The organism is Mesorhizobium abyssinicae, assembly GCF_049887195.1.
GTDB lineage: Bacteria > Pseudomonadota > Alphaproteobacteria > Rhizobiales > Rhizobiaceae > Mesorhizobium > Mesorhizobium abyssinicae.
This window is the reverse complement of the sequence record NZ_JARAKC010000002.1, coordinates 341,484-356,971: the sequence shown is the minus strand read 5'-3', so window position 1 is coordinate 356,971 and position 15,488 is coordinate 341,484. Positions and strand designations below refer to the sequence as shown.

Annotated in this window: 16 protein-coding genes and 1 pseudogene; 7 read left to right on the top strand and 10 right to left on the bottom strand. The window is 64.4% G+C overall.

The window, feature by feature from the left end:
* Positions 1 to 29: 29 nt before the first annotated feature.
* The 3 genes from PU724_RS06315 to PU724_RS06305 form a co-directional block, all read right to left on the bottom strand.
* Positions 30 to 419 (bottom strand): SET domain-containing protein, encoded by a 390-nt coding sequence (locus PU724_RS06315; protein WP_127283099.1) that lies wholly within the window; start codon positions 417 to 419, stop codon positions 30 to 32.
* A gap of 249 nt (positions 420 to 668) precedes the next feature.
* Entirely contained in the window at positions 669 to 1,295 is a 627-nt protein-coding gene (locus tag PU724_RS06310; protein ID WP_354420855.1) for a LysE family translocator, read from the bottom strand.
* Between the two features lie 64 nt (positions 1,296 to 1,359).
* A complete protein-coding gene (locus PU724_RS06305) occupies positions 1,360 to 3,486 on the bottom strand; it encodes a S9 family peptidase (RefSeq protein WP_354420854.1) in 2,127 nt (708 codons plus the stop codon).
* A 113-nt stretch (positions 3,487 to 3,599) separates the two neighbouring features.
* Between PU724_RS06305 and PU724_RS06300 the strand changes: the two genes are divergently transcribed.
* Positions 3,600 to 3,971 carry an SH3 domain-containing protein gene (locus PU724_RS06300; protein WP_426213057.1) on the top strand — a complete coding sequence of 124 codons (372 nt, stop codon included), beginning with the start codon at positions 3,600 to 3,602 and terminating at the stop codon, positions 3,969 to 3,971.
* 419 nt (positions 3,972 to 4,390) lie between these two features.
* On the top strand, positions 4,391 to 4,816 hold the full coding sequence (locus PU724_RS06295; protein ID WP_127283102.1) for a Ros/MucR family transcriptional regulator: 426 nt from the start codon (positions 4,391 to 4,393) through the stop codon (positions 4,814 to 4,816).
* 117 nt (positions 4,817 to 4,933) lie between these two features.
* Here PU724_RS06295 and PU724_RS06290 read toward each other — a convergent pair whose 3' ends face one another.
* Together PU724_RS06290 and PU724_RS06285 are read right to left on the bottom strand one after the other, a co-directional pair.
* Positions 4,934 to 5,362: a SufE family protein gene (locus PU724_RS06290; RefSeq protein ID WP_127283112.1), complete on the bottom strand. Its 429-nt coding sequence runs from the start codon at positions 5,360 to 5,362 to the stop codon at positions 4,934 to 4,936.
* A gap of 110 nt (positions 5,363 to 5,472) precedes the next feature.
* Positions 5,473 to 5,841 (bottom strand): DUF5330 domain-containing protein, encoded by a 369-nt coding sequence (locus tag PU724_RS06285; RefSeq protein ID WP_127283103.1) that lies wholly within the window; start codon positions 5,839 to 5,841, stop codon positions 5,473 to 5,475.
* 532 nt (positions 5,842 to 6,373) lie between these two features.
* Between PU724_RS06285 and PU724_RS06280 the strand changes: the two genes are divergently transcribed.
* The 3 genes from PU724_RS06280 to PU724_RS06270 all read left to right on the top strand — a co-directional run bounded on the left by PU724_RS06280 (position 6,374) and on the right by PU724_RS06270 (position 9,295).
* Complete coding sequence (locus tag PU724_RS06280; protein WP_354420851.1) at positions 6,374 to 8,116, top strand: sensor histidine kinase; 1,743 nt, start codon at positions 6,374 to 6,376, stop codon at positions 8,114 to 8,116.
* Positions 8,091 to 8,861, top strand: a complete 771-nt coding sequence (locus PU724_RS06275; RefSeq protein WP_127391045.1) for a peptidoglycan-binding domain-containing protein — start codon at positions 8,091 to 8,093, stop codon at positions 8,859 to 8,861. The genes PU724_RS06280 and PU724_RS06275 overlap by 26 nt, the downstream gene beginning before the upstream one ends.
* A gap of 83 nt (positions 8,862 to 8,944) precedes the next feature.
* Positions 8,945 to 9,295 (top strand): DUF1491 family protein, encoded by a 351-nt coding sequence (locus PU724_RS06270; protein WP_354420849.1) that lies wholly within the window; start codon positions 8,945 to 8,947, stop codon positions 9,293 to 9,295.
* Here PU724_RS06270 and PU724_RS06265 read toward each other — a convergent pair.
* Entirely contained in the window at positions 9,290 to 10,345 is a 1,056-nt protein-coding gene (locus PU724_RS06265) for a DUF2336 domain-containing protein (protein ID WP_320320727.1), read from the bottom strand. The genes PU724_RS06270 and PU724_RS06265 overlap by 6 nt on opposite strands.
* A gap of 194 nt (positions 10,346 to 10,539) precedes the next feature.
* Between PU724_RS06265 and PU724_RS06260 the strand changes: the two genes are divergently transcribed.
* Positions 10,540 to 10,713, top strand: a complete 174-nt coding sequence (locus PU724_RS06260; RefSeq protein WP_426213056.1) for a hypothetical protein — start codon at positions 10,540 to 10,542, stop codon at positions 10,711 to 10,713.
* Between the two features lie 53 nt (positions 10,714 to 10,766).
* On the opposite strand, the gene PU724_RS06255 is transcribed toward PU724_RS06260, so the two are convergent.
* The 4 genes from PU724_RS06255 to PU724_RS06240 form a co-directional block, all read right to left on the bottom strand.
* On the bottom strand, positions 10,767 to 11,315 hold the full coding sequence (locus PU724_RS06255) for a DUF1254 domain-containing protein (protein WP_127283109.1): 549 nt from the start codon (positions 11,313 to 11,315) through the stop codon (positions 10,767 to 10,769).
* Positions 11,308 to 11,892: a DUF1214 domain-containing protein gene (locus PU724_RS06250; protein ID WP_127391047.1), complete on the bottom strand. Its 585-nt coding sequence runs from the start codon at positions 11,890 to 11,892 to the stop codon at positions 11,308 to 11,310. Before PU724_RS06250 ends, PU724_RS06255 begins: the two co-directional genes overlap by 8 nt.
* 162 nt (positions 11,893 to 12,054) lie before the next feature.
* A complete protein-coding gene (locus PU724_RS06245; RefSeq protein WP_354420846.1) occupies positions 12,055 to 14,211 on the bottom strand; it encodes a transglycosylase domain-containing protein in 2,157 nt (718 codons plus the stop codon).
* Positions 14,212 to 14,432: 221 nt separating this feature from the next.
* Entirely contained in the window at positions 14,433 to 15,071 is a 639-nt protein-coding gene (locus tag PU724_RS06240; protein ID WP_354420844.1) for a TetR/AcrR family transcriptional regulator, read from the bottom strand.
* A gap of 96 nt (positions 15,072 to 15,167) precedes the next feature.
* On the opposite strand from PU724_RS06240, the pseudogene PU724_RS06235 reads away from it, so the two are divergent.
* Positions 15,168 to 15,485 (top strand): annotated as a pseudogene (locus PU724_RS06235) (glycine cleavage T C-terminal barrel domain-containing protein); the annotation flags it as partial.
* Positions 15,486 to 15,488: the final 3 nt, after the last annotated feature.

Here is a 15,488-nt window from a genome sequence, read left to right as displayed (position 1 = left end):
AGTCCGCGGTCGTGCTTGAGCCGCTCGGGCTACGGGTGGCGGTCGCCGAGGAAATCGAAGCCGCTTTCGAAGAAGTGATTGTAGTTGCAGGTCAGCTCTTCGCCAGGCGCAATATCTCGGAGCGTGTAGGTTTCCTCCGGCGAGGAGACGTCGCAATTCGGGTCGTCGTCATGGTTCATGTAGCGGGCGTCATCGGCCTCGAAGACGATGTAGGCCGGATCGCGGCGGTCGGGATAGGAATAGCGGTCGAGATAGGATTTCACCGGGCCGGTCTCGTTCTCATAGGTGTCGACCTCGATCACCCGGTCGAATCTGGGGTCGAGCTTCCAGATCAGCGTGCCCTGGGGGATGTGGTTCTTGGCGAAGACGCCGATGCCCTGGATGGGCGATTTGTCGAGATAGACGTCGACGAGCAGCATGGCGGACCCTTGCAAGACGGTGACTGGCAGGCGCGGCTCGAAAAAAGCCGGGCATTGGGTAGCGCGCGACAGCGGCAATTGCGAGCACAAAATCGCCGCGCATGAGCGCGAAATGAAGCCTCTGAAAACGTCATGCGCAAATCAAAAATTTATGACCGGACGCATCAGTTTGGGAGCGATGCCGGCAGGTCCCGCAATTGGCCGTTGGACGGCCGTTTTGCGCTGCTCTGAGCAGCAGGTGCGCACCGCTCAGCGCTGCTGCAACGCCAGGCGCACACCGAGCGCGCAGTAGATCGCGCCGACGACCTTGCCTTGCCATTTCAGCACCGCGGGATTCCGGCGCAGGAAGGCACCCAGCCCACCCGCGCTCACCGCGAAGACGACCGTGCTGAACAGGCCTAGCAGGACGAAGAGGATTCCCAGTGCCGCCAGCTGAAGCATCACCGATCCGTTTTCCGGCCGCACGAATTGCGGCAGGAAGGCAAGGAAGAACAGCGCGGTCTTGGGGTTGAGCATCTCGGTGAGCACCGCCTGGCGGAAAGCCTTGCCCGCCCGGATCGCAAGCGCACCGGCGGCTGGATCGGTCGATGTCTTCTCGATGATCGCACGTATGCCAAGATAAACGAGATAGGCCGCGCCGATATATTTGACGATGCTGAACAGCATCGCCGATGTGGCGATGATCGCCGAGATGCCGACCATCGCCATGACGGTGTGGAATATATCGCCGGCCGCGATCCCGGCGCCGGTGGCGATGCCCACTTTCGTTCCCGAACTCGTCGCCCGCGCGACGGTCAGCAGCGTGGCGGGGCCGGGAATGAACACAAAGCCGAGCACGACCGCGACATAGGTCGCCAATGTGGCCAGGTCGATCATTCCAGGGTCCTCCGCGACTTCGCCCAATCAAAGCCACGCCGTGGCTCGCGACGCAATGGCCTTCTCACCCGCTCGCCGCCGCCGAGACTGAATCGGCCTTGCCCGCCACCTTCAACGCGAAGGCATAGGTGTAGGCGATCTCCTCCAGCCTGGAGAAACGGCCAGAGGCGCCGGCATGGCCGGACTCCATGTTGATCTTGAACAGCACCGGGTTGTCGCCGCTCTTGCGCTCGCGCAGCCTCGCCACCCATTTGGCCGGCTCCCAGTAAGTGACGCGCGGATCGGTGAGCCCGGCCTGCGCCAGGATCGGCGGATAGTCGAGCGCCGCCACATTGTCGTAGGGTGAGTAGGCCGCGATCGTGCTGTAGTCGTCGGCCGAGGCGATCGGATTGCCCCACTCGGGCCATTCCGGCGGCGTCAGCGGCAAGGTCGCGTCGAGCATCGTGGTCAGCACGTCGACGAACGGCACTTCGGCGACGATGCCGCCAAAACACTCCGGCGCCATGTTGGCGATCGCCCCCATCAGCATGCCACCGGCCGACCCGCCTTGCGCGACGATGCGGTCATGCGCCGTGTAGCGCTCGGTCACCAGATGGCGCGCGCAGGCGATGAAGTCGGTGAATGTGTTCATCTTTTGCGCCCGCTTGCCGTCATCGTACCAGCCGTAGCCCTTGTCCTTGCCGCCGCGGACATGGGCGATGGCATAGACGAAGCCACGGTCGACCAGCGACAGGCAATTGGTGTTGAAGGACGCCGGCACGGTGATGCCGTAGGAGCCGTAGCCGTAGAGCAGGCAAGGTGCCGAGCCGTCGAGTGGCGTGTCGCGGTGGTGGATGAGCGAGATCGGCACCAGTTCGCCGTCGCTGGCGGGCGCCATCAGCCGGCGCGTCACATAGTGGTCGGGATCGTGACCCGAAGGGACTTCCTGGGTCTTCAACAGCACGCGCTCGCGTGTGCGCATGTTGTAGTCGAAGACCTGCGCCGGCGTCGTCATCGACGAATAGGTGAAGCGCATGATCTCGGTATCGTACTCGTAAGAACCAGACAGGCCGAGCGAGAACGCTTCCTCGTCAAAGGAGATGAAGTGCTCCTCGCTGCTTTCGCGATCGCGCACGACGATGCGCGGCAGGCCCTCCTTGCGCTCCAGGCGGACCAGGTAGTTGCTGAAGCCCAGGACCGAGAGGATCAGCCGTCCGGGCTCGTGCGGAACCAGCTCGCGCCAGTTTGCGCGCACCGGATTTTCGACCGGTGCCGTCATGATCTTGAAATCCTTGGCGCCGTCGGCGTTGGTGAGGATGAAGAAGATGTTGCCGCCTTCCTCGAGGTCGTATTGCAGGCCGGTTTCGCGCACGGCGACCAGCTTCGGCTCGGCAAGCGGGTCGTCGGCGCGCATCAGCCGGTATTCCGAGGTCTCGTGATCGTTGATGCCGATCATGATCCACTCGTTGGAACGCGTCCCGCCGACATCCATGAAAAAGCCCGGATCGGTTTCCTCATAGATCAGCCGATCGTTTTCGGCACTGTCGCCAAGCGCGTGGAACAGCACCTTGGAGGGACGATGATTGTCGTCGAGGCGGGTATAGAAGAACCCGTCATCGCCGGCATTCCAGACGCCGCCGCCACCGGTATCGGGGATCCTGTCCGCCAGTTCGTGGCCCTTGCCGAGGTCGCGCACGCGGAGCGTGAAGAACTCGGACCCCTTGTCGTCGAATGCCCACAAGAGCTTCTTGTGGTCGGCCGAATGGTCGACGCCGCCGAGGCGGAAATAGGGCTTGCCTTCGGCTTCCGCATCGCCGTCGAGCAGGATCTCGTCCGTGCCGCCATCGCGCGGCGTGCGGAAATAGCGCGGCTGCTCGCCGCCCAGCCTGTAGGACGAGCCATAGGCATAGGGGCCGTCTTTCATCGGCACGGTGGAATCGTCCTCCTTGATGCGCCCCTTCATCTCGGCGAAGAGCCGCTTGCGCAGTTCCGCGGTGTCGGCCATCAGCACCGCCTGATAGGCATTCTCGGCTTCGAGATGCGCGCGGATCCGGCTGTCGAGCAGGGAAGGATCCCTGAACATTGCCTGCCAGTTGTCGGCCCGCAGCCAGGCGTAGTCGTCTGTGCGGGTGAAGCCGTGATGCGTGTCGAAGATGGACCGTTTCTCGGTCTGCGGCGGGGTGGCGGTCGGAAAGGCGGAAGATCTGGTCATTAGGTCTCGCTGCGGAAATTGCTTGAATGGCAAATGAACACGCCGATCAGTGTCGGTTCAAGAGCCGGCCGGCATTGTTGCGACGGCTCCACGATAGGCCGGAGAGAGGGAAGATGATGAATTCCTGTATTCGCACCGCCGCGGCTCTTGCCGTCGCTTCGACTGTTCTGGCCTCCGCCGGCCAGTCTCATGCAACCGCCTTCGCCGCTTGGCAAGTGTCGGGCGTGCCCTACGGCGACACGCTCAACGCGCGCAAATATCCATCGGGCAGTTCGCAGAAGCAGGCCGCCTATCCCAACGGTGCCGTGCTGCAGATGACCGGCCGCTGCACCGGCGGGATAAACCTGCTCGACATCGCGAGCCAGCCGCACTGGAAGCAGCGCCAGGCGGTGCGCTATCGCTGGTGCGAGATCTGGAACGACCCGGCACGGGACGGCCATTTTGTCACCGGCTGGGTCTATGGCAAGTACATCGCGCCGTATTGAGCGGCCCGACATCCTCCGCTTATCTCCGGCCGCGCGTAGCAGTAATGCCTTGCAACCCGTGATTTCATTAGGATGCGGAAACCTTGCGACCTGTCGCGGATCAAGCATAGGCGAAGCATTTCGCTTATTTTAGCTGCTTTTGCCGATGTAATTGCGACGTGACGCCGCGTCAGGTGGTGCTGGTCTGACCAGGAAAATCTCGCTAAGTTACGCGATGCACGAAAGGTTGAAGCTGAACGGGGAATATTTGATTAATATCGCTGAATATAGCACGTTAGGCGAATTGACTTACTTGACTATTGGGATCATTAAGATCATGCGACGCGAATCGCGGAGGCTCTTTCCTGCATGAAATTCGCGCGAAGCCCAGCCAAAAAATGGGCGCAGTTAGAAACAACTCTCGTTGGGGCCTGAACACAATGGATATCGCCGAAACACCTTCCCGAAACAGCGACGCGCTGATCGAGCTGACCGCCGATGTGGTCGCAGCTTATGTCAGCAACAATCCCGTACCCGTCGGCGAACTGCCGAACCTGATCGCCGATGTCCACGCAGCCCTTGGCCGCGTGGGCGGTGCCACCGAAGCGCCGCCCGCCGACAAGCAGAAGCCTGCAGTCAATCCGAAGCGCTCCGTCCATGACGACTACATCGTCTGTCTTGAGGACGGCAAGAAGTTCAAGTCGCTGAAGCGCCACCTGATGACCCACTACAATCTGACGCCCGATGAATATCGTGAGAAGTGGGGTCTCGACGCAAGCTACCCGATGGTGGCTCCCAATTACGCCGCCGCCCGTTCGCAGCTTGCCAAGAAGATGGGCCTCGGCCGCAAGCGCAAGGGCCGCTGAAGGCAATTCGTCACTTCGATGCCGGACGGCGCCTTCGGGCGCCGTCTTGCTTTGAGCACTCGCCGGCGCGCCGGCCGGTCGCCGCGCCAATCGTTCCCAAAAATCCGATTTGTCAGGTCAGGCGGCCTGCGTCAGCGCCGCTTCGGCGTCGCGCTTGATGCGCTTGACCATCGAGCGCAGGCCGTTAGCGCGCTGCGGCGACAGGTGCTCGTCGAGGCCGAGCGTCTTCAGAGTCGCTTCCGCGTCGGTCTTCTGGATCTCGCTCGCCGGCCGCCCGGAATACAGCGCCAGCATGATGGCGACCAGGCCGCGCACGATATGAGCGTCCGAATCGCCCCTGAAGGCGATGACCGGATCGGCGCCCGGTCCGTGCTCGGTGGTGAGCCACACCTGGCTGACGCAGCCCGGCACCTTGTTGGCGGGGGTGCGCTCGGCTTCCGGAAACGGCGGCAGCGCTTCGCCCAGTTCGATCACATAGCGATAGCGGTCCTCCCACTCGTCGAGCAGGGAAAAGTCGTCGCGGATCGTTTGGATCGTCGTTGTCATTGTGCCGGATATAGTCATCCGGCGTCCTCGCGTCACGGAAAAAGAAGAAAACACCGCAGGCGTCGAGAGGTCGGACGAGCCTGCGGTGTCGCCAATCAGCGGCTGAAAACTCAATTCTTCGTCGGCGCCTTCGCCGGGATGTTGACGGTCGCCGGCAGGACGATGTCGACGCTGCCGGTGGCGACGGACGTGTCGAGCCCGTTCGCCGGCTTGTCGCCGGTGTCGTCCATCATGGCGGCGGCGATCTTCGCGGTCTCCCTGGCGCGGACGCCAATCGTGTGCATGGCGGATTTGCCGGTCTCGCAGACATCGGGCTTGCGCTCGCAGATGCCGGCAATGTCGCCGACCGCCTCGCGCGCCGCAAACAGCGCCTGGATCGGCCCGACGCTGTCGTGGCCGGCCTCGTCGCTGCCGACATTCAGCGGCAGGGCCAGCAGCACCAGCGAAAACCAGAAAACCATTCTAATAAGAAAGCCCATCTCAATGCCCTCTCGTCCGTGACCGGATCACGCATCCTTCGGCATGACCTCTTTTATGGGCTGCATAGTGGCACACACGCGCAAAGACCGGCTTGTAAGCAAACAGAGAATTTTCCTCAAATTTTAGGCAAATTCGAAAGGATTGGTTTTGCAACCGATTTCACTTAAATCTCATCGCTTGCATTAACTTTACGATAACCATGTATCTTGTTGTTATTAAAGTGTATTTTGAAACGCGAGGGCGATTGACGCTCGGTTTTGCGCAGCTTGCCTCCACCGGTTTTGCATAACCCTCCGTTTACCATGGCGCGAGATCGCCGGGTTTCGCCGTGACGGCGTCCCAATATTTGCCGCGGGCCGGGCGTTGACCGGGTCCGCCTTATCCATTCCTTAAACGCTGAATGAGAGTTTCAGGACAACAACAGCGATCTGCGAAAAGCAGGGCAGTTCACGATCGGGTGCGAGTGCGTTGAGTTCGATTACGGCCAGATACGTTGAATTGCCTGGCGCGATGGCTGCCGGCTGCGACCGTATGGTCCATCCGACCATTACCGCCGCGGGCGAGCGCCTGCGCCAGCGCCGCTTCATCGGTGTCATGCTGGCGGCCCCCTTCCTCGCCGCCGGCGCCGCGGTAACGCTGGTCACATCGAGCCTCGGCGCCGCCGTCACGATTGCCGCGATCTTCGCCGCCTTCGGTTTCTGCTGGTTCGCCGCGCTGCTGGTGGCGGCATCGGGTCGGATGGCGCTTGCCGGCCAGGCGGCGCTCGTGCTCGGCGGTCTTGCCCTCGGCACCGCGATCTTCGCCGCGGGCGGGCTGGCTTCGCCCGTCGCGCTGCTTGCGCTTGCGCTGCCATTCGAAACCTGGTGGATCGGCGGCTCGCGACGCGCAGTCTATTGGGGCGCGCTGTCCGCGCTCGGCGCCGTCCTGCTGCAACCTTTCGCCGGCTCGCTGCCACCGCTCGCCCCGGCCGAGATCGCTGCCTGGCACTGGCTCCTGCCGCTGGCCTGGGCGTCGACGCTGATCCCGCGCCTGAATTCGCTGAGCAGCCCGGCTGGCACCCAGCCGGCGTCGCTTGCCGGCGACCGGCTGGAGGATATCATCGATGCCGTGGTTCTGCGCCTCGGCCGGCATGGCGAGGTGCTGGACGCCTCGGCCAAGGCGCGCACCATCCTGCGGCTGCAGCCGGAACTCCTGTTCGGCACCGGCCTGTTCGAGCGCATCCACCTCGCCGACCGCGTCGGCTATCTCTCGGCGCTCGCCGACATGCGCGACGGCGCTGCCATGCGCCGGATCGATCTGCGCATCCGGCTGCCGCGTGATGGCTCGGCAGCCGCCGACAATTTCCAGCCGTTTCGCCTTCAGCTGATGCGGGGCGAACAGCAGGACGCGTTCACGCTGCTGCTCAGCGAGAACGACGATGTCGCGGCGCTGCGCGAAGAGCTCGCCGCTGCCAACGAGACCGCAGCCGAGGCCGAGGTGGCGAAGGGGCGCTTCCTTGCCGTGGTCAGCCACGAGCTTCGCACGCCGCTCAACGCCATCATCGGCTTCTCCGACATGCTGCTGCATGAGATGTTCGGTCCCTTCAAGGATCCGCGCCAGAAGGAATATGTCAGCCTGGTCAGGGACTCAGGCCAGCATCTTCTGGGCGTCGTCAGCTCGATCCTCGACGTCTCCCGCATTGAGGCCGGCGCCTATTCGACCGAGCCGGAGCCGTTCCGCTTCGTCGAGGCGGTCGATATGTGCCGGTCGATGATGCGGCTGCAGGCCGAGACCAAGAACATCGGCCTTGCCGCGCAGATCGCGCCGGATGCGGGCGAGATCAATGCCGACCGCCGCGCCGTGCAGCAGATCCTGATCAACCTCGTTTCCAACGCCATCAAGTTCACGCCGGATGGCGGCAATGTCGTGGTCGGCGCCAAGCGCGTCGGCTCGCGGCTGCATTTCTGGGTCAGCGATACCGGCATCGGCATCGCCGAGGAGGATTTCGCCAATCTCGGCAAGCCGTTCATGCAGATCCAGAATGACTACACGCGCCGCTTCGAGGGAACCGGGCTCGGCCTGTCGCTGGTCAAGGGCCTGGTGGCGCTGCACGACGGCACCATGTCGATCGAAAGCATGCCGGGCGAGGGCACCACGGTGACGATCAGCCTGCCGGTGAACGGGCCGAAGGGCCATTCGCGGGACAAGGATAGCGGCGTGCTGGCGATACCAGCGGTGAAGACCAAGGGGCATGCGAAAGGGGACAGGAATGGCTCGCTCCGCAAGACAGCCTAGGGCGGTCAAGCGCCAAAGCAGCGCCTTCGAGGAGGGCGCGCTCGCGCTCGGCGGCATGATCTCGCGCAATCCGGTGCTGGTCGGCGGCTCGACCGCTTTCCTGGTGACGCTGTTCTACGTGTCGGCCAACGCGCTCTGGTACCAGCCGTTCCCGCACGCCGGCGCCTTCTTCGCCACCCGAAGCATCGAGGACTTTCCGCGCGCGGCTGACGAGCCCGAGACGACGATCAACATCGTGCGGCCGCCGGTCAAGACCGACCCCACCGTCGAGCAGGTCCAGGGCATATTGAAGGATCTCGATTTCTATTCCGGCACCGTCGACGGCATCTCCGGCCCCAACACGCGCAAGGCCATCCAGGCCTATCAGCAGAAGGTCGGGCTGCCGGCGACCGGCGAAATCGACGCCGTGCTGCTCGACCAGCTCGGCGCCAGGCAGACGACGGCGGCCATCCCGCATCCGGTGCCGAGGCCGGTGGACAGCGTCGCCGCTCCCGCCGTCGCGCCTGCGCCCATCCCGGTCTCCGCGCCGGCCGATGCCGCCGCGCCGGCGCCCGATGCCCGCATCGTCAAGATCCAGGCCGGGCTGAAGGCCTTCGGCAATGACGACATGCAGCTCGACGGCGTCGTCGGCGCGCGAACCAAGGCGGCGATCAAGGAATTCCAGTCGCTGTTCGGCCTGCCGCAGACCGGCGAGCCCGACGAGATCGTCTACGTCAAGATGCGCGAGATCGGCCTGACCAACTGAGCGTCGGCCGAAAGCTGGAGCGATCTGTTTTGGTTTCCGGCTTGATGCTGTAAGGAGCCGCGCATGTCGTCCGGAACCTTGCCATGCGCGTGACCACTGACCTGTGGGTGTCGGCCCTGTTGCGCCGGGTGTTCGCCGCCGGCGGTTTTGCCGCCGTGGTCAAGCGCGGCGCGGCCGAGGCGGGCGCGATCTTCGTGCTGTCGCGCGGCGGGCTGGGCGAGGTCGCCCTGTTCGGGCCGGCGCCGCAGACCAGCTACGATTCGGCCAAGCCCGACGAGCGCTTCTTCAGCCTGCTCGGCTCCGGCGACGATGCCGCGCCGTTCGACGCCAAGCTGGAGCGCGAGAAGAAGTTCGATCCCGATATATGGGTGGTCGAGATCGAGGCCGGAGCCGTTCCGGTCGAGGAGCTTTTGTCCGTCAGGACGGACTCATGACGCCTTGAGGCTGGCGGCCGCGTCGCCGCTGTTAGAGGCCCGGCGCTCCTCGTCATTCGCCGTATCGGCGGCGTTGCCGAGGATCGCCCGCGACAGGGTCTCGGCCTTCCAGTTGCGCACCTTGTCGAGCGCCGCCTCGCGATGCAGCAGGCGGTAGCGGTCGAGGAACAGGCGGATCGCCTGCGGATGGGGAAACTCCCGGGGGTAGACGGCGACGGCGATCAGGAAGGCGCGATCCTCGCTGAGGTCGAGCGAGCGCAAGGCGGCGAGCAGCGCGGCATAGCTGGCCTGCTCGGTCAGCAAGCGCGCCGTCTGGAAATCGATGTCGAGTGCGTCCGCCAGCGCGGTCTGGAAGAACGCCGCATTGCCGGTCAGCGCGGTCTCGCGCAGCTTCACAAAGCTCGCCCGGCCGACGAACGGATTGACACTCTCGCTTCCGGTTTCAGGGCGCATCATCGCGCGCAGCCGGCGCCTGGCATTTTCGGCAGCCATGCCTGGCGGTTGCCGCGCATCCTCGTCGCTGGCGATGGCCAGCGATTCCGCGGCCGGCGCCGCTTCGGCTTTGGCCGGCGCCGCTTCGGCCTTCGCGGACACTGGCTGCGCGATCGGCTGCGGCGGCCGCACCCTGACCAGCGTCGGCTTCTCGAGCGCCTTGATCAGATCAGCGATGGTCGGGTTCAGTTCCTTGCGGCGCGCAATGGCGCGCGCATGCGGCAGGCCGTGGCGGCCGATCAGCGCGATGAGGTCGATGTCGCTCAGCGCCCGCGAGCGGGTCAGCAAGGGAGCGGCGATGTCGACCGGCTCCTCAGCCAGCCGCCGGACCAGGGCGCCTGGCGCGTATTCGCATTCGGAAAGCGCGGCGGCGACGTAGCGGCGCGATTCGACCGACACCTCTTCGAACAGCGGCAGCGTCAGGTCCTCGAGCTGGCCGATCTCGCGCCGCGATGGGCGCGTGAGCGAGCAGAATGCCGATACCGATGCGCGGAACAGCCTTTCGGCCTTTCCCGCCTCCGTCCGAATAGCGATTTGCCTGAAATCCGAAGATGACACGGAGGATACGCCCGATACTCGACACAAGCCTGGCTTTGCTCGACCGAACCGTGCCGGTTTCGCGTCCGCCAGAAACAAAGATCAAATTAGCGGCGATCCGTTAGCGCTCCGTTAACCCTCTGCCCGCCTTAATCAACTTTGGAGGCGTTGCGTTCTGCTCCGGTGCAACCGAGAGGAATACGCGAACCATGGGCATGGTACTGTCTTTCGTGCCGCGACCGGCACCAGTAAATCGAGCAGTTCAGAACACCGGCACGCCGGCGGCGGTGATCATCTTCCCCGGCGTCCGCTACGAACAGCCGCCAGTGGCCGGCGAGACGCGGCCGGCTGGCCCGGACAAGCCGCCGACGCCCGTGCCGCATCACTAGAGGGCGGCAAGGACGCTCCAGCACTTGGGGATAGCGCAGGCGGGGCCGGCCGGTCAGTACTCCTGCAGCTCGCAGGAGCTCTGCTCAAGGAAGCGTGACACGATCGGTTTCCAGCTGTCGTCCGGCACGAAGGCGCGGATGACGAAGATGCCTTCCTCGATCGGCGCCTCGACGAAGATCGCGCCCTGGAGCTCCTCCGGTAGTTCGCGGCGCACATCGATCATCTGCGCCGGCGTCAGCACCACCGTATCGAGCACGCCGCCGGTCGCGGTGTGGTCGTTGAAGGAATAGAAATTGTGGCCGTTGCGGTCATAGACCGAGACCGACCAGAACGGCACGTGGCCCGGCGCCTTGATGCGCACCAAGCCTTCGGCGAGGTCGAAGCGGCAGGCGGCCGCGTAGAACAGCGGATCAACCGACTTCACCACCGGCGCGCCGCCGGCCTCGGCGTCGAGCCTGGTCATCCTGTAGAGGTCCGAGGCCATCGCCAGCCGCGACCAGGCATCGCGCTCGGAAAAATCCGGCACCAGCATCAGCACCACGATATGGACGATGCCGGCGCCGATCAGGCCGAGCAGCACGGCGTGGAAGAGCCTACGCATTGCAGCCCACTTTCACGATGCTGGGCAGCGCCACGTCGGACAGGCCGGTGCTGCTGGCGATCGGCGTATCGTAGAAGGTGAGCACGAAATACATCTTGCCGAAGCCGTCGGTCAGCAGCCAGTTGCCGGGGGCGGGGCGGTTGCCGACGGCAATCGTCACCGCATTGTCGGGCTGGCGCAGCACCTGGTAGGACTGAAGCGCGGCCAGCCTCGGCTTGCCGGTGTCGACCACGCCCAGCGACTGGTCGGCGGCATAGAGCGTCCAGAAGCGGGCGGTCGGGAATCCGCCTTCGATCGTATAGGCGCATTCGCGCCTCAACGGCTCGCCTGCGGCATCGCGCTCGGCGATGAAGGACAGGCCCTCGGCCTTGCCCAGCGCCAGCACTCCTTCGCGCGCCACGCGCGCTTTCGAATAGGGATCGGCGCCTTGCGTGCCGATCTCGGGAAAGGCCGTCCATTGGCCGATCCTGATCGCGCCGACGCCGTCCTGCGCCTGCAGCGCATACCAGACGCTACCGCCGCCGACGCCGACGGCAATGGCAAGCGAAAGCAGCGTCAGGAGGGCGGTCTTGAGCATGAACAGCCAAAACAGGAGAACTTGCCGTTCGGGGATATCGCGGGCAGGGGCCTCGTGGCAAGCGGGTTGTCCCCTTCTCCCCTAGTGGAGAAGGGGACAAGCGAAGCTCGGTCAGATGAGAGGTTTTCCAGCTTGGCAATGACGGCGATCCGTCACCCGCGCTCAGAGCGCCGACAGCGTTTCCGGCGCCTTGGGCGCGTCGAGCACTGGGGCTGTCTGGAACGCCTTGGTCATCTCGCGCAGCATCTGGGTGGTCTGGCTGGACAACACCGGCGGCCGCTCGGCCGCGGCCTGCGCTTCGGCCGCCTCGGCGTTCTTCTTGGCGGCCTCCTCAGCCTTGGCCGCGACTTCCGGATCGACGAACGGGTGGTCGAGGCCGGGGATCGGCTTCAGGTCGATGTTCTGGTGCGCATAGACCATCAGCCGCTGCCACACCATCGCCGGCAGCGTGCCGCCGGTCATCTTGTTGGTCGGCGTGAAGTCGTCATTGCCAAGCCAGACGGCGGCCGTGTAGTTGCCGGTGAAACCGACGAACCAGGCATCGCGATAGGATTGCGTCGTGCCGGTCTTGCCGGCGACGACGATATTGGGAAGCTGGGCGCGCCGTGCCGTGCCGATCACCGGTACCGCCGCCAGCATCGTGTTCATGTATTTCAGCGCCTGCTCCGACAGCACCCGGTGCGGCGGCGGCGCGTCCTTGGCCCAGTCATAGACGACATCGCCGGTGCGGGTGACGAGCTGGGTGATGCCGTGCCTCGAGCCGACGAGGCCGTTCTGCGCGAAGACGCTGTAGCCCGTCGCCTGGTCCATCACCGTCATGCCCGACGTGCCGAGCACCATGGTCTTGTGCCCTTCCAGCGGCGACTCCACGCCCATCGATTCGGCCATCGCCTTGATCGGCCCGATGCCGAGATGGTCCTTGGCCAGCCGCACCGGCACGGTGTTGATCGACTTGGCGATCGCCGTGATCAGCGTCACGTTGCCGGCCGAGCCGCCATTGTAGTTGTGCGGCGACCAGCCGCCCCAACTGATCGCGCCTCCGGAGACGACCGAGTCCGGCGTGAAGCCGTGCTCCATCGCGGTCGCATAGACATAGGGCTTGAACGAGGAGCCGGTCTGGCGCAGCGCCTTGGTGGCGCGGTTGAACTGGCTGGCGCCATAGTCGCGGCCGCCGACGATGGCGCGCACCGCGCCGTTGGTCTCGATCACCACCACCGCGCCTTCGGTGACGTTGTATTCCTTGCCGAACTGGCGGAGATGGAATTCCACCGATTCCTCCGCCGCCTTCTGGATGTTGGCGTCGAAGGTGGTGTGGGCGACCAGCGAATGCTGGCCGGGCTTGGCGATCTTCTTGACCTCGTCGAAGGCCCAGTCGAGGAAGTAATCCGGGCTTTTCTGCTCGCCGCGGTCGACGACGTCGGCCGGGTGCAGCCTTGCCTGCAGCACCTGGCCCTCGGTCATGAAGCCGGAATCGACGAGGTTGGACAGAACCACATTGGCCCGCGCGCGGGCGGCCGGCAGGTTGATGTGCGGGGCATATTTGGTCGGCGCCTTGAACAGGCCGGCCAGCATCGCCGCCTCGGCGAGACTCAGATCCTTGACGCTCTTGCCGAAATAGAAATCCGCCGCCGCCTCGATGCCGAACGTGCCGCCGCCCATATAGGCGCGGTCGAGATAGAGCTGCAGGATCTCCTTCTTGGAAAGGTTGGCCTCCAGCCACAGCGACAGGAAAGCTTCCTTGATCTTGCGCTCCAGGGTGCGCTCATTGGTCAGGAACAGGTTCTTGGCCAATTGCTGGGTGATGCTGGAGCCGCCCTGCACGACCGAGTTGGCGCGCACATTCTCGAAGATGGCGCGCGACAGGCCGAGCACGTCGATGCCGTAATGGTCGAAGAAGCGCCGGTCCTCGGTGGCCAGCACCGCCTTGATGACATGGTCGGGCATCTCGTCGACCGGCACGGAATCGCGCTGGATGATGCCGCGCTGGCCGATCTCGTTGCCGTAGCGGTCGAGGAAGGTGACGGCGAAGTCGCCTTGCGCGCGCCAGTCACCGTCGGTGATCTGGAAGGCGGGCATGGCCAGCGCAAGCAGTACGACGACGCCGCCGGCGCCCATGGTGAAGCCTTCGCTGAGCACCTCGATGATGCCGCGCCGCCAGCCCTTGACGCGGAAGCGGCGGGAAAAGATGGTCGCCGCTTCCCAGAATTCCCGCGCCTTGAAGCCGATCTCGTAGAGCGAGGAATCGAGCCAGGCGTCGACGGCAAGCAGCGCCGAGGCGATGCGGCCTCTTCTCTTGCGTGGTCTCAAAGGACTTGCCATTGCAGAATTCCGCCCCAGCGCACTGCCCCGAAACGGCGTCGGTAGTTTCGGAGAGTGGCACCCTGCGCGACTATTCGACCATTTTACCACCGCTCACAAGGGCAGCGAAGCCACACACAAGCTTTGTTGATCGCTAAGGTTGATGGTGCCTGGAGCAATTCCAGGAAAGTGCGTAGCGGTTTTCCGTCCGGAATTACGCAAAACAAGAACTTAGAGCGAAATCACCGCGCCGCGATGAAGCGCATGAAATGCGCCACGTCCGCATCGCTCGGCTCCTGGCCGGTGAAGGCGCGCAGATAGGCAGCGAGATGGCTGACGCGCGCCTCGACCGGTTCCTTGAGGTCGAGCACATAGTAGCCGATCTGCATGTAGTAGAGAACGCGCGCCCGGATGAAGGCATTCTCCGCGTCATAGCCGTGTCGATGGTACATGTCGCGGATGGCGGTGAGGCGATCGTCGTCGGCCTGGTCGATCATGCGCCGCACGTCGTCGGAACGGCGTGCCCATTCGCGGATGGCGAAATCGAGCCTCGGGTCGAACATGCGCTCGTCGGCCCAGCATTCGAACACGTTGAGCACCCCCATGATGATCGTTGCGGCCGGGCGCCGGGCGCGCTCGACGATCGCCTTGGTGTTGGTCTCATGCCAATGCCTCAGCAACTGGTCGAGCAGATCCTGCCGGCTTTCGAAATACCAATAGAAGCTCGAGCGCGACACACCCAGCTTCTGGCCGAGCGACAGCACGCGCACGCTCTCGATACCGTCGGAAATCAGGATTTCGAGCGCGAGATTGATCCAGTCCTGGCGCGTCACCTTGATGTTGCCGGGCGCCGCCTCGTCCTGCGGAGCGATCATGATCATGGACACACAAGTGGCACGGCCAGCCGCCACGCGCAAGCTCTGGACATAAGTGTCTAGACACATATGTACAGTGGGTATATGGTCACGGCTTAGCGCGACTTCATCGGCCGCGACGCGGCGCTGAAGGAACGTGACGCCGGCGTCTCGCGGCGGATAGTGACGCTGGAAATCGATGCCGTCGATGCCGACGCCAGCGGTTTCGAGCCGGTCTGGCACAAGGGTCGGCGCGTCGGCTTCGTCACCTCCGGCGGCTATGGCTACACGGTTCGCAAGAGCGTCGCGCTGGCGTTGGTGGACGACGATTTCGCCGGGGAGGGGACGGAGCTTTCGGTGCACATTGTCGGCGTCGAACGGCCGGCGCGCGTCATCCCCGCCTCACCCCACGACCCCGACGGCAAGGCGATGCGGCAATAGAGC